General features: G+C 71.4%; 12 protein-coding genes. 7 read left to right on the top strand and 5 right to left on the bottom strand.

The features are described 5' to 3' along the window. Both H976_RS0100365 and H976_RS23765 read right to left on the bottom strand, forming a co-directional pair. Complete coding sequence (locus tag H976_RS0100365; protein WP_027859903.1) at positions 1 to 1,437, bottom strand: MFS transporter; 1,437 nt, start codon at positions 1,435 to 1,437, stop codon at positions 1 to 3. A gap of 68 nt (positions 1,438 to 1,505) precedes the next feature. After that, entirely contained in the window at positions 1,506 to 2,822 is a 1,317-nt protein-coding gene (locus H976_RS23765; protein ID WP_036223857.1) for an MFS transporter, read from the bottom strand. A gap of 94 nt (positions 2,823 to 2,916) precedes the next feature. Between H976_RS23765 and H976_RS0100355 the strand changes: the two genes are divergently transcribed. The 6 genes from H976_RS0100355 to serA are packed head-to-tail and all read left to right on the top strand — an operon-like array spanning position 2,917 to position 9,889. Then, entirely contained in the window at positions 2,917 to 3,600 is a 684-nt protein-coding gene (locus H976_RS0100355) for a DUF2848 family protein (RefSeq protein ID WP_027859902.1), read from the top strand. Between the two features lie 27 nt (positions 3,601 to 3,627). Then, the gene (locus tag H976_RS0100350; RefSeq protein WP_027859901.1) at positions 3,628 to 5,781 is read left to right on the top strand and encodes a helicase-associated domain-containing protein; all 2,154 of its coding nucleotides are present in this window, start codon (positions 3,628 to 3,630) and stop codon (positions 5,779 to 5,781) included. A 9-nt stretch (positions 5,782 to 5,790) separates the two neighbouring features. Further along, entirely contained in the window at positions 5,791 to 6,480 is a 690-nt protein-coding gene (locus H976_RS0100345; protein ID WP_027859900.1) for an aspartate/glutamate racemase family protein, read from the top strand. Between the two features lie 37 nt (positions 6,481 to 6,517). Next, positions 6,518 to 6,955, top strand: a complete 438-nt coding sequence (locus H976_RS0100340; RefSeq protein ID WP_027859899.1) for a hypothetical protein — start codon at positions 6,518 to 6,520, stop codon at positions 6,953 to 6,955. A gap of 31 nt (positions 6,956 to 6,986) precedes the next feature. Then, positions 6,987 to 8,654, top strand: coding sequence for a DNA repair helicase XPB (locus tag H976_RS0100335; protein ID WP_027859898.1), 1,668 nt, complete (start codon positions 6,987 to 6,989; stop codon positions 8,652 to 8,654). Positions 8,655 to 8,680: 26 nt separating this feature from the next. Further along, positions 8,681 to 9,889 carry a phosphoglycerate dehydrogenase gene (gene serA, locus H976_RS0100330; protein ID WP_027859897.1) on the top strand — a complete coding sequence of 403 codons (1,209 nt, stop codon included), beginning with the start codon at positions 8,681 to 8,683 and terminating at the stop codon, positions 9,887 to 9,889. A gap of 6 nt (positions 9,890 to 9,895) precedes the next feature. Here the strand turns inward: serA and H976_RS23760 are convergent, their stop codons facing one another. Together H976_RS23760 and H976_RS23755 are read right to left on the bottom strand one after the other, a co-directional pair. After that, positions 9,896 to 11,491 (bottom strand): alpha/beta hydrolase, encoded by a 1,596-nt coding sequence (locus tag H976_RS23760; RefSeq protein ID WP_036223855.1) that lies wholly within the window; start codon positions 11,489 to 11,491, stop codon positions 9,896 to 9,898. A gap of 20 nt (positions 11,492 to 11,511) precedes the next feature. Then, positions 11,512 to 12,249 carry a copper homeostasis protein CutC gene (locus tag H976_RS23755; RefSeq protein WP_081682557.1) on the bottom strand — a complete coding sequence of 246 codons (738 nt, stop codon included), beginning with the start codon at positions 12,247 to 12,249 and terminating at the stop codon, positions 11,512 to 11,514. Between H976_RS23755 and H976_RS0100315 the strand changes: the two genes are divergently transcribed. Next, a complete protein-coding gene (locus H976_RS0100315) occupies positions 12,242 to 12,595 on the top strand; it encodes a hypothetical protein (protein WP_051275840.1) in 354 nt (117 codons plus the stop codon). The two genes, H976_RS23755 and H976_RS0100315, sit on opposite strands and share 8 nt — an antisense overlap. Positions 12,596 to 12,648: 53 nt before the next feature. Here H976_RS0100315 and H976_RS0100310 read toward each other — a convergent pair whose 3' ends face one another. Continuing rightward, entirely contained in the window at positions 12,649 to 13,386 is a 738-nt protein-coding gene (locus tag H976_RS0100310; RefSeq protein WP_027859895.1) for a GntR family transcriptional regulator, read from the bottom strand. Positions 13,387 to 13,397: the final 11 nt, after the last annotated feature.

Below are 13,397 nucleotides of genomic sequence, written 5' to 3'. Positions count from 1 at the left end.
TCAGGCCGGCTGCTTCTCGGCCTCGGCCACGAGCTCCTCGGCCTCCTCGGAGGACTGTGCCGCAGGTGCAGAGCCCCACATCCGTCGGCCGTTGGGCTCGGTGATCGCCCAGACCGAGGCGCAGCCGATCAGGCCGGCGATGATCAGGTAGTACGCCGGCCAGTTGAGGTTGCCGGTCGCGCTCACCAGCGCACCGACCACGACGGAGGTGGTGCCGGCGAACGCCGAGACGCTGACGTTGAAGCTCACGGACAGCCCGCCCCCGCGTACGTCGGTCGGGAACAGCGACGGCAACGTCGAGGGCATCGTGGCGCTGAAGCAGATCAGCATCAGTCCCATCAGGAGCAGCCCGAGGAAGATCGAGATCCCGGTCTGGTGCCGGATCAGCAGGATCATCGGGAACGCCAGCACCACCAGGCCGACCGACCCGACCCAGGCGATCGGCTTACGGCCGATGCGGTCCGAGAGCAGGCCCAGCAACGGGATCAGGACCAGGGCGACGGCCATCACGGCGATCTGGAGGTACTGCGAGGTAGTCGACGACACCGAGGACCCGCCCTGCATCTTCGGCATGGTGTCGGTGACGTAGGTCGGCATGTAGGAGGTGAGCATGTAGTTGGTCACGTTCCAGGCCAGCACCAGGCCCATGCAGACCAGCAGGAACGGCCACAGCTTGAACAGCTTCTTCATCTCACCGGCGGCGCGGTTCTCCTTCTCGCGCTCCTGGGCCTCGGCCTCCAGCGCCGTGAAGGCCGGGGTGTCCGCCAGCCGGGTGCGCATGTAGACCCCCACGATGCCCAGCGGCAGCGCCACGAAGAACGGCAGCCGCCAGCCCCAGGACAGCAGCTGGTCCTCGCTGAGCTGCGCGTCGGCGACGGTGACGATGATCGCGCCCAGGATGTAGCCGGTGAAGGTGCCGAACTCCAGCCAGCTGCCGAGGAAGCCACGCTTGCGGTCCGGGGCGTACTCGGCGATGAACGTCATCGCGTTGCCGTACTCCCCACCGGTCGAGAAGCCCTGCACCAGCCGGGCGACCAGCAGCAGGATCGGGGCCAGCACCCCGATCTTGTCGTGGCTCGGGATGCAGCCGATCGCGAACGTGCCGGCCGCCATCATCAGCATCGTGGTGGCCAGCACCCGGTTGCGCCCGATGCGGTCGGCGAGCGGCCCGAAGAACATGCCGCCGAAGGGACGCACCAGGAAGGCGACCGCGAACAGGCCGAACGTGGCGATGGTGCCGGCCGTGTCGCCGAGGTCGCTGAAGAAGACCTCCTTGATGGTCGGCTCGAAATAGGCGTAGACGCCGAAGTCGTACCACTCGGTGAGGTTGCCGATCGCGGCTGCGCCGATCGCCCTCCGGACCACCGAGGGTTCGGTGACCATCACGTCCTCGGTCGTCCAGGTCCTGCTGGGTTCCTGCGGTGTCAACACGGCCACGCGGGGCGTCCTCCTCGAGATGGTGGATCAGGACAACTTCACGACCTTGTGTGTTCTCTTCGCCGGAGTCAAACTCGCGCGGCGACCTTGACGGGTGCCGCGTCGACCTCATCGACCACGCGGCGCCCGATGCACAGCCCGACCAGGGTGACCACCATCGCGACCACGACGTACGCCGCCACGGTGTGGCCGGAGTCGTCCTTGGAGAGCAGCCAGGTGAACGCCGCCGGCGCAACCGCACCGCCGATGATGCCGGCGAAGGTGTAGGCCAGCGAGGTGCCGGTGTAGCGCAGCCGGGCGTGGAACTGCTCGGCGATGTACGCCGCCTGCGGGCCGTACATGAAGGCGTGCAGGGCCAGCGCGACCGTGACGCCGAGGAACAGCGCGAGCAGGCTGCCCGACCGGGTGATGGCGAGGAACACCCACACCCAGACGGCTGCCCCGATCGCGGCCGCGCCGTACACCAGGCGGCGGTCGACCCGGTCGGAGAGCCAGCCGGCGAACGGGATCAGCGGCACCTCGACGAGCGAGGCGACCATCACGGCTGCCAGGGCCTCGCCCTTGCTGAACCCGAGGGTGTCGACCGCGTAGGTGAGCACGAACACCACGAACATCGCGTACAGCACGTCGGGACCGACGCGCGAGAGGATGCCGCTCGCCAGGCCGCGCGGGTGCTCGCGCAGGATCTCCTTGACCGGCTCGGTGGGCGCCTCACCCTTCTCGGCGATCTGTTGGAACACGGGCGTCTCCTCCAGCCGGGTCCGGATCCACAGGCCGAACGCGACCAGCACGGCGGAGAGGATGAAGGCCACCCGCCAGCCCCACGACTGGAACGCCGCGTCGCTGAGGAGCAGCGCCAGGCCACCGAGGACGGCGTTGGCGAGCACGTTGCCCAGGGGCGGGCCGACCTGCGCGGCCGAGGCCCAGAACCCGCGCGTCTCAGGCGTCGCGAACTCCGAGCTCAGCAGCACCGCACCACCCCATTCGCCGCCGACGCCCACGCCTTGGGCGAAGCGCAGCGCCACGAGCAGGATCGGCGCCAGGATGCCGACCTGGCCGTGGGTGGGCAGGAAGCCGATCAGCACGGTGGAGACGCCGATCAGGCTCAGTGTCCAGATCAGCACCTTCTTGCGGCCCACCCGGTCACCGAGGCGGCCGAAGACGATCCCACCGAGTGGTCGGGCGACGTAGCCGGCGGCATAGGTGCCGAACGCCAGCAGGGTGCCGGTCAGGGCGGCGCCGGTGGGGAAGAACAGGTCGCCGAAGACGAGAGCGGCCGCGGCGCCGTACACCGCGAAGTCGTACCACTCCAGAGAGGTGCCGGAGAGACTCGCCGCGAAGGCGCGGACCAGGCTGCGCCGGTCTCCGGTTCGTTGGCCACTCATCCGCAGGCCCCTTTCCTCGGGATTGGGTGCGTGTTCCACAGTGGTTACCCACGCCCTTGCCCGTCTGGGCCGCTTCCAAACCGAGGGGATACGCATGACCGTGCTCGAGCTCGACGTCGTCGGCGAGGCCTCCCGCACCATCGAGGTGGGGTGGCTGTTCAACGCGGGGTACGCCGGCCGGGACTCCGCCGCGGTCCGGCGGCACGTCGCGGAGCTGGCCGACCTGGGCGTGCCGGCTCCGGACTCCGTGCCGACTCTCTACCCGCTGAGCAGCCTGCTCGCTCGGCAGGACGACAGGGTGCAGGTCCCGCACGGACGCACCTCCGGCGAGGCCGAGTGGGCGCTCGCGGTCGGAGGCTCCCCCGACGACCTGCTCGTCGCCGCCGCCTGCGACCACACCGACCGCGAGCTCGAGAGGCACGGGGTCGCCTGGAGCAAGCAGTCCGCCGACATCGTGGGCAACCGGGCCTGGCGCTGGGACCGGGTGGCCGACGGGTTCGACGACTTCAGCCTGCGCGCCTGGGTGACCCACGGCCACGACGAGGAGCTGATCTCCGACGGGTCGCCGGCCGAGCTGCTCTCCCCCGGCTACTGGATCGACCGGCTCGACGAGGCCGGAATGCTGCGCCCGGGCACGGTCCTGCTGAGCGGCACCATCGCGATGATCGAGGGCGTCGACCAGTTCGCCGACGGGTGGCGGGTCGAGCTGGCCGACACCGACGGGAACACCAGCACGGCGGCGTACCGGGTGGAGCGGCTCAGCGAACCGTGGGAGTGAGACGACCCCCTGCGTAGAATTGGCCGGATGTCCACGTCGGCCCCTCGCACCCTCGCCGACCAGCTGCGCGGCTGGTCCGAGCAGCAGCTGTCCGCGCTGCTCGACGCGCGCCCCGATCTGGCCGCGCCCGCACCGCACGACTCCTCCCAGCTCGCGGCCCGGGTGGTGGTGAAGGCCTCGGTGCTGCGGGCGCTGGACGGGCTGGACACCCTGGAGCTCACCGTGCTCCAGGCGGTCGTGCAGGAGACCGATCCCGCCGCGCTCGGAGTGCCCGCCGAGGCGGTCGAGCAGGCACTCGACCGGTTGCGCACACTGGCGCTCGTCTGGGGCTCGCCCGACCGACCGGTCCTGGTCGTCCGCGAGGTGCTCCGGTTGCCCGACGGTCCCCCTCCCGAGGAGGTGCCCGGGCTGCTGGAGCGGCTGGAACCGCCGGCGCGCACGATCCTGGACCATCTCGCCGAGACGCGAGCCGACGGCCGCTGGAGCGGGGCCGCCGGGCCGACCGCCGACCTGGTCGCGCTCGGCCTGCTCGTGCACGTGGACGAACGGCACGTCCGGCTGCCCTGGTCGGTGCGCCTCGAGCTCGATGCGGCGGCCGGACGGAGGGTGGACGCTCCCCCGGAGCCGGCCACGTCGGAGCGGGCGCAGGCCCTGGTCGACCGGGCCGCGGCCGGCGCCGCCTTCGAGCTCGTACGACGCACCGAGCTGCTCCTCGACCGGTGGGGCACCCATCCCCCGGCCGCGCTGAAGGCGGGCGGTCTCGGCGTACGCGAGCTGCGTACGACGGCCGCACTGCTGCACGTCGAGCCGGACGTGGCCGCCCTGGTCATCGAGACCGCGGCCGCGGCCGGCCTCCTCGACCAGGGCATGACCGACGACGTGGACGCCGCCTGGCTGCCCACCGACGCCTACGACAGCTGGCTGCTCGGCTCGCCGGCCCGCCGCTGGCTCGTCCTCGCGCGGGCCTGGCTGGCCAGTCCTCGCCTCGTCTCGGCGGTCGGGGGCCGCATCGGCGACAAGCCCGTCAACGCCCTCTCGCCCGACCTGCCGCGCAGCTGGCTGGTCGCCCTGCGAAACGACGTGCTGGCGGAGCTCGCCGACCTGCCGGCCGACCACGCGCTCGCGGCCGGCACCGGCGTCGCGTCGCTGACCCAGCGGCTGCGCTGGCGCCGGCCCCGTCGACCGCTGGCCCGGCTCGACCAGGTGGCTCCGATGCTGGCCGAGGCAGCCCTGCTCGGGATCGCCGGGCTGGACGCCATGTCGAGCTTCGGCCGGTTGGTCGTCGCCGGCGAGGATCCGACCGACGCGCTGGAGCGGCTGCTGCCCGCACCGGTCGACCACATCCTGCTGCAGGCAGACCTGACCGCGATCGCCCCCGGGCCGCTGGAGCAGGAGCTGGCCCGCAAGCTCTCACTGGTGGCCGACGTCGAGTCGCGGGGCGGCGCCACCGTCTACCGGTTCGCGGCGTCCTCGGTGCGGCGGGCGTTCGACGCCGGCTGGTCCGCGGCCGAGGTGCACGACTTCGTCGCCTCGACCTCCAGGACGCCGGTGCCGCAGTCGCTCAGCTACCTCGTCGACGACGTGTCCCGCCGGTTCGGGACCCTGCGGGCCGGGCACGCCGAGTCCTTCCTCCGCAGCGACGACGAGACCGCGCTGACCGAGCTGATGCACGCCACCGGCGCCGAGTCGCTGCGGCTGCGCCGGATCGCGCCGACCGTCGTGGTCTCCGACGTGCCGCTCGGCACCCTGCTCCCGCGCATCCGCGAGCTCGGCCTGGCTCCGGTCGTGGAAGCCGTCGACGGCACCGTGCGGGTGGCCCGGCCCGATGTGTTCCGGGCACGGTCCAGGCGTCGTACGCCGGCCGGGGCGGGTGCCCGCACCGCCGCCCACACAGCAGCGGTCGTGTCGGCGATCCGGGTCGGTGACCGGTCGACCGCGGGCCGGCCGACCCGCGGCGCCAGCGCGTCCACGCCCGCCGACGTCATCGCGATGCTGCGCCAGGCCGCCGAGTCCCGGGAGCAGCTGGTCATCGGCTACGTCGGCAACGACGGCACCGTCGCCGAGCGGATGGTCACCCCGGAGAGGGTCGAGGGCGGCCAGGTCACGGCGTACGACGAGCGCAGTGACTCCCAGCGGTCGTTCTCGCTGCACCGCATCACCGCTGTCAGCCGACCCGGCTAGCGTGAGCGGATGCGCACCATCGGACTGCTCGGCGGGATGAGCTGGGAGTCCACGGCCATCTACTACCGACTGGCCAACGAGCTCGTCCGCGACCGGCTCGGTGGGCTGCACTCCGCCCGGCTGCTGATGCTGTCGGTCGACTTCGCTCCCATCGAGGAGATGCAGGTCGCCGGTCGGTGGGACGAGGCAGGCCAGCTGCTGGCTGCCGACGCACGTCGGCTCGAGGCCGGCGGCGCCGACCTGCTCGTGCTGTGCACCAACACGATGCACAAGGTGGCCGACGTCATCCAGGACGCCGTCTCCATCCCGCTGCTGCACCTCGGCGACGCCACCGCCGCCGCCGTCCGCGGGGCCGGACTCACCACCGTCGGGCTGCTGGCGACCGGGTTCACCATGGCGCAGGACTTCTACCGCGACCGGCTCGAGTCCCACGGGCTGACCGTGCTGGTGCCGTCCACCGCGGACCAGGCGCTGGTCCACCGCGTCATCTACGACGAGCTCTGCCTCGGCGTCGTCCGCGACGAGTCGCGTGCGGCGTACGTCGACGTCGTGGATCGGCTCGTCCAGCGCGGAGCCGAGGGCGTCATCCTCGGGTGCACCGAGATCGAGATGCTGATCGGTCCGGACGACCTCGAGGTCCCCTCGTTCCCGACCACGCGCATCCACGTCGAGGCGGCGCTGGACGCTGCTTTGGGATGAAGGTTCCGCAGGCAGGCGGCAGCCGTAGCCTGAGCCCATGACGTTCGGGGACTGGGAGGACGTGCAGGCAGCCCTGCTGCTCGCTCTCGGTCTGCTCGCGGAGGGCAGCTTCCTGATCCTCGGTGAGCCCACCGCCGACCCGCTCCCGAAGCGCAGTCTCTTCGGCCGGCGTGCGAAGCCGGCGGCCACGCGCTACGTCCAGGTGCTACGGATCGAGGACCTCTACACCGCCGAGTGCGTCGGGGCCACGTCGCTGGGCGGCACCTGGGAGATGAGCCAGGCCTCGATCGACCGGCTGCTCTCGCTGGGCTGGCGCAGTCCCGAGGAGAGCACGCGCGAGTTCGACAGCGTCGTCCCCAACTTCGACATGTACGTCGCCCTCACCGCCGCCCCCACGCTCGCCGAGCTGCTGGTCGAGACCCTGCGCCACCTCGGCGCCAAGCCAGGAGACCTCACCTTGCAGACCTCGCAGTGATGTCAGGCCGGGTCCGTAGAGTTGATCCGACATGAATGACGGCCCCCTCATCGTCCAGTCGGACAAGACCCTCCTGCTCGAGGTCGACCACGAGCAGGCCGACGCCTGCCGCAAGGCGATCGCGCCCTTCGCCGAGCTCGAGCGCAGTCCGGAGCACATCCACACCTACCGGCTGACCCCGCTCGGGCTGTGGAACGCGCGAGCCGCCGGCCACGACGCCGAGCAGGTCGTCAACGTGCTGCTCACCTTCAGTCGCTACGCCGTGCCGCACGCCCTGCTGGTCGACGTGGCCGAGACGATGGCGCGCTACGGGCGGTTGCGCCTCGACAAGCACCCCACCCACGGGCTCGTGCTCGCGAGCAACGACCGCGCCGTCTTCGAGGAGGTGGCGCGCAGCAAGAAGGTCGCCGGCATGCTCGGTGAGCGACTCGACGACCAGCCGGGTGCCGAGGGGGGCGCGGTCGCCGTACACCCCAGCCAGCGCGGCAACCTCAAGCAGGCACTGCTCAAGCTCGGCTGGCCGGCGGAGGACTTCGCGGGCTACGTCGACGGCGAGGCCCACGCGATCAAGCTCGACGAGTCCGACTGGACGTTGCGGGCCTACCAGCAGGAGGCGGCCGACTCGTTCTGGCACGGCGGTTCCGGGGTCGTCGTACTCCCCTGTGGCGCGGGCAAGACCCTGGTCGGCGCCGCCGCCATGGCCCGCGCGCAGGCGACGACGCTGATCCTGGTCACCAACACCGTGAGCGCCCGCCAGTGGAAGTCCGAGCTCGTACGCCGCACCAGCCTGACCGAGGAGGAGATCGGGGAGTACAGCGGCGCGCGCAAGGAGATCCGCCCCGTCACGATCGCGACCTACCAGGTGCTCACCATGCGCCGGAAGGGCGTCTACCCCCACCTCGAGCTGCTCGACGCCCGCGACTGGGGCCTGATCGTCTACGACGAGGTGCACCTGCTCCCGGCGCCGATCTTCCGGATGACCGCCGACCTGCAGGCACGCCGGCGCATCGGCCTGACCGCCACCCTCGTGCGCGAGGACGGGCGCGAGGGCGACGTGTTCAGCCTGATCGGGCCCAAGCGCTACGACGCCCCGTGGAAGGACATCGAGAGCCAGGGCTGGATCGCGCCCGCCGACTGCGTCGAGGTCCGGGTCACGCTGCCCGAGGGCGAGCGGCTGGCCTACGCCACCGCCGACCCCGACGAGCGCTACCGGCTGGCCAGCTGCACCCACGCCAAGACGCTCGTGGCCGAGCAGCTGGTCAAGCAGCACGCCGGCGAGCCGACGCTGGTGATCGGCCAGTACCTCGACCAGCTCGACGAGCTCGCCGAGCACCTCGACGCTCCGGTCATCAAGGGCGACACCACCGTCAAGGAGCGTGAGCGGCTCTACGAGGCCTTCCGCACCGGCGAGCTCGACCTGCTCGTCGTCTCCAAGGTGGCCAACTTCTCCGTCGACCTCCCCGGAGCGGCGGTGGCGATCCAGGTGTCCGGGAGCTTCGGGTCCCGTCAGGAGGAGGCGCAACGCCTCGGACGGTTGCTGCGACCCAAGGCGAAGGGACCCGACGGCACCCAGAAGCCGGCTCGCTTCTACGCGATCGTCAGCCGCGACACCGTCGACGCCGACTTCGCCCAGAACCGGCAGCGCTTCCTGGCCGAGCAGGGCTACGCCTATCGCATCGTGGATGCCGCCGATCTGTGACCCGGAGCCCCTCGTAGGCTTGCTCGGTGACCAAGCACGAAGTCCTACTGCTCGAGAACATCCATCCCGCGGCGACCGAGGTCTTCGAGCGCAACGGCTTCGTCGTGCACACGCTCTCCAGCTCGCTGGGTGAGGACGACCTGATCGAGGCCCTCCAGGGCAAGACCATGGTCGGCATCCGCTCCAACACCAAGGTGACCGAGCGCGTCCTCGCCGAGTCGCCCGACCTGCTGGCGGTCGGCGCCTTCTGCATCGGCACCAACCAGATCGACCTCGCAGCAGCGGCCCAGCGCGGCATCGCGGCCTTCAACGCGCCGTACTCCAACACCCGCAGCGTGGTGGAGCTCGTCATCGGCGAGATCATCGCGCTCGCCCGCCGGTTGCCTGAGAAGACCCAGCGGATGCACGACGGCATCTGGGACAAGTCGGCCCAGGGCAGCCACGAGGTGCGCGGTCGGACGCTGGGCATCGTCGGCTACGGCAACATCGGCACCCAGCTGTCCAACCTGGCCGAGTCGCTCGGCTTCCGGGTGATCTTCTTCGACACCGCCGACCGCCTGGCCCACGGCAACGCCCGCCGCGTGGGCACCCTCGACGAGCTCCTCGAGCAGGCCGACGTGGTCTCCCTGCACGTCGACGGCCGTCCCGGCAACGCCGGGCTGTTCGGGGCCGAGCAGTTCGCCCGGATGAAGCCGCGCTCGATGTTCATCAACGCCTCGCGCGGCATGGTGGTCGACGACATCGCCCTGCGCGAGAACATCCTCTCCGGCCACATCGCCGGAGCCGCCCTCGACGTCTTCCCGGTCGAGCCGAAGGCCCAGGGCGACGAGTTCGAGTCCGCGCTGCGCGGCCTGCCCAACGTCATCCTCACCCCACACGTCGGCGGCTCCACCCAGGAGGCCCAGGAGGAGATCGGCTTCTTCGTCTCCGGCAAGCTCTCCGCCTTCGCCCACGGAGGCATTACGGCGCTGTCGGTGAACCTGCCCGAGGTCGCGGCTCCGCGCCTCGAGAGCGGGTTCCGGGTCGCGCTGCTGCACCACAACATCCCGGGCGTGCTCGCCTCGGTCAACCAGGTGTTCGCCGACCAGCAGGCCAACGTCACCGCGCAGTACCTCGCGACGCGGGGCGAGCAGGGACTCGTGGTCACCGACATCGACGCCGAGCTCCCGGAGAGCGTGCTCGACGGCCTGCGTTCGGACGAGTCGACGATCTGGCTGCGGACCTACGTCGGCTGAGTCCCGTCAGCGGTGGCGCTGGGCACTGAGCAGGGCGTGCCGGAGCAGCGGTGAGAGGCGGTCCTGGCCGGTCGGGGTCGTCGTACGTCCCCAGACGCCGTTGGGCGACGGCGGCAGCAGCCGCGAGCAGCGCCGGTCGGCACGGTTGCCGGCCAGTCGGGTCGGGACGAGGCCGGTCCGCAGGTAGTTGCCGACCGTGTTGTCCACGCAGGGCACGCCCGACAACGAGCTGGCGTGGGTGGTCCCGTTGACCCCGGCGACCAACGAGGCGCTCGGGAACAGCCGACGCACGGCCAGCGCTCCGGAGTACGGCGTGGCCGCGTCGCGCGTCTCGCTGATCAGCAGGATCTTCGAGCTGACCGCACCCCCGGTCACCCCCAGACGGCGGTGGGCCGGCGACTTCCAGGCCAGGCAGGGGGCGTTGTACCAGGTGTTCCCCCACGTCAGGAACGGCGCGCGGCGGTGCACGGCCCAGCTCGACGCGCGGGTGCGGGCCCAGCCGGGCCACACGACGTCGGAGCACTGGACCGCGTTGTACATCGCGAAGCTGTTGTCGTCGCCCATGTTGGCGTCGCGGTAGAGCGCGGCGAGGGTGCCTCCGCGGTGCTTGCGCACCAGCGCCGAGTAGGCCAGCCCGAGGTCGACCCAGTTGTAGACGTAGTAGCCGGCGTCCAGCATCACGTCGGCGAGCTCGTCGGGGCCGAGGCGGCCGTTGGCGGCCGGCTTGCGGTCGAGGCGCTTGAGCTGCTTGTAGTAGCCGGTCTTGATGACCCGCCAGCGCTTGCCGAGGTGGAAGGCGCCGGGGTGGCGGGCGACGTACTGCCAGAACACGTTCATGTTGGCGTCGAAGGCGCGGTCCTGGTCGAGGTTGGCGGCGTACCAGACGCGGCTGGGGTTGACCACGCCGTCGAGCACGAAGCGACCGACCCGGCTGGGGTAGCGGGTCGCGTAGACCTCACCGAGGTAGGTGCCGTAGGAGAAGCCGTAGTAGCTGATCGTGTCGACCCCGAGCGCCTGCCGGACCAGGTCCATGTCGCGCACGGTGTCGAGCGTGGTCAGGTGCGGCAGCAGGGCCCGCTTGGCGGCGGTGTTGGCACAGGCAGCGGCGTAGGCGCGGCTGCGGGCCAGCCACGCGCGCGTGATCGCCGGCGACTTCGGCACGTAGCTCGGCCGGTTCCAGGTGAAGAACCGCCGTGAGCAGTGCAGCGAGGGCGAGCTGGCGCCGACGCCGCGCGGGTCGAAGCCGATCCAGTCGTACGTCGACCCCACGTCGCCCGGCACGTAGTCGCTCAGCGAGGGCATCGACAGCCCGGAACCACCCGGGCCACCGGGGTTGACCAGCAACGCGCCGTTGTACGTCGTGGACGTGTGCGCACGGCGGGTCAGGGCAAGCCGGATCGTGGGTCCGCCGGGGTGGTCGTGGTCGAGCGGCACCGCGAGGCTGCCGCACTCCAGGCCCAAGTAGTCGAGCTCGGGATCCGAGCAGGCGCGCCAGCTGACGGTCCCGCCGGCGGCCGCTGCGGGCGCCTGCGTGGCCGCAGGGACGCTGACCAGCCCCAGGACGACGAGTACCGCGGAGGCGATCACAGGCAGGCGAAGCACGCGAACACCCTCGCACAGGATCAGTCGGTGGGGATGCCCAGTGCCCGGGACAACGCGTCGTCGAGCAGCATCCGCCAGGAGCGCACGTGGTCGACGTCGACAGATGCGCGGGTCCAGGAGGCGCTCGTGCGGGCCGAGGACCCGATCGCGAACCGGCGTACGCCTGCTCGGACCAGCCAGGGCACCAGCTCGGGCGTGAGCCCTCCCCCGGCCAGCACCAGCTCGGCCACGCGCGGGTCGCTCGTCGTACGCGCGATCAGCTCGTCGGCGCCGTGGGTGAGGCCGCGGGTGGAGCCGGCGGAGATCACCGACTCCAGCCCCGGGAGCCCGCGTACGTCGCGCCACGCGTGCTCGGGGTCGAGGGCCTCGTCGAAGCCGTGGAACAGCCAGGGCACTCCACCCAGCTCGGTGCACATCTCCGTGCAGGACTCGCGGTCGATCTCCAGGTCGCGGTCGAGGAAACCGAAGGCCAAGCCACGGGCGCCGAGCTCGAGGAAGGTGGCGCCGAGGTCGACCAGGCGTCGGAAGTTCAGGTCGGGAGCACGCAACACGACGTACACCGGCAGGTCGGTCTCGCGTACGACGGCCGAGACCGTGGCCGGCTCCGGGGACAGGTACCCCTCCTCCGGCTCGACCCCCAGCAGCAGCCGGTCAGCCCCACCCGTGGTGGCCGCCTCCGCGTCGCGGGCGTGCAGCACCACGACGTCGAGGTGGGCGGTCTCGGAACCCATCGTTGGGTGCGGGGTCACAATGGACATCGTGACATCCCAGGACGTGGTGATGAGGGCACGCGCCCTGGTGTTGCATGACCTCGAGACCACCGGCTGCGCCGACCCGGCGACGGTCTCGGCACTGGAGAAGGCCCTGGCCGATCGCGGGTGGTGGGTCGACCAGTGGGCCGAGGGGCGTGACTTCGTGGTCGGCCTGGTCGCCCAGGACGTGCAGGACGCCCTCCTGGAGACCAACGGCCGCTGGCCGCTGTGCCGCGCCTGCGACCACCTGGAGCCGCACGCGCTCTACGTCCACCCCGACCTCGGCGGCCCCGACCCCACCTGGTGCTGCGAGCACGCCGGGATCGAGGTCGCGCCGGTGGGTCGGCTGTAGTCGGGCGGGAGCCTCTTTCGGCGTCCCCGGGCGCCCGGGGAAACTTGTGCCGATCAGCGCAAGTGCTCAGGCCGCAGCACCGGCACCCAGAGGGTGTAGCGGTCGGCGCGGTAGACGCTGCGGGTCACCTCGACGACGTTCTCGCGGCAGAACGCGCGCCGGGAGATGTGCAGGACCGGGGAGCCGGGCTCGAGCTCGAGCAGCTCGGCCTCCTCCTCGGTCGCGATGCCGGCGAGCACGGAGTCCTCGCCCCAGGTCGGCATCAGGTCGCGCATGGCGAACCAGAAGTAGAGACTGGTCGGCAGCGCCTCGTCGAGGAAGTTCGGGAACAGCTCGAGGGAGAGGTAGACGTGCTGGATGGCCATCGGCACGCCGTCGGCAAGGCGCAGCCGCTGCCAGTGCGCAATGGCGGTGCCCTCCTCGACCTCCAAGGCCCGCGCCACACCCGGTCCGGCGCTCTCGCGCCGGGCGAGCAGGGTCTTGGACTCCGGTCGCTTGCCGCGCCGCTCCATCTCCTCGGTGTACGCCGAGAGCCGCATCTGCATGTCGATCAGCGGCTTGGTCACGAACGTGCCGCGACCGGCCACCCGCTCCAGGAGCCCCTGCGCGACCAGCGCGTCGATGGCGTGCCGCACGGTCATCCGGGCGACCCCGAACTGCTCGGCCAGATCGCGCTCGGAGGGGGCCGGAGTGCCGGGCTCGGCGTTGACGATCACGGACCGGACGTACTCCCGGACGAGGACGTGCTTGCGGCCCCGTCGGCCTCCACCTCGCGGTGAGTGGTCGTCCACCCGTGAGCTCC

The organism is Marmoricola sp. URHB0036, from assembly GCF_000426045.1.
In the GTDB taxonomy this organism is placed as follows: Bacteria; Actinomycetota; Actinomycetes; order Propionibacteriales; family Nocardioidaceae; genus Marmoricola.
This window is presented reverse-complemented; position numbering and strand designations above follow the sequence as displayed.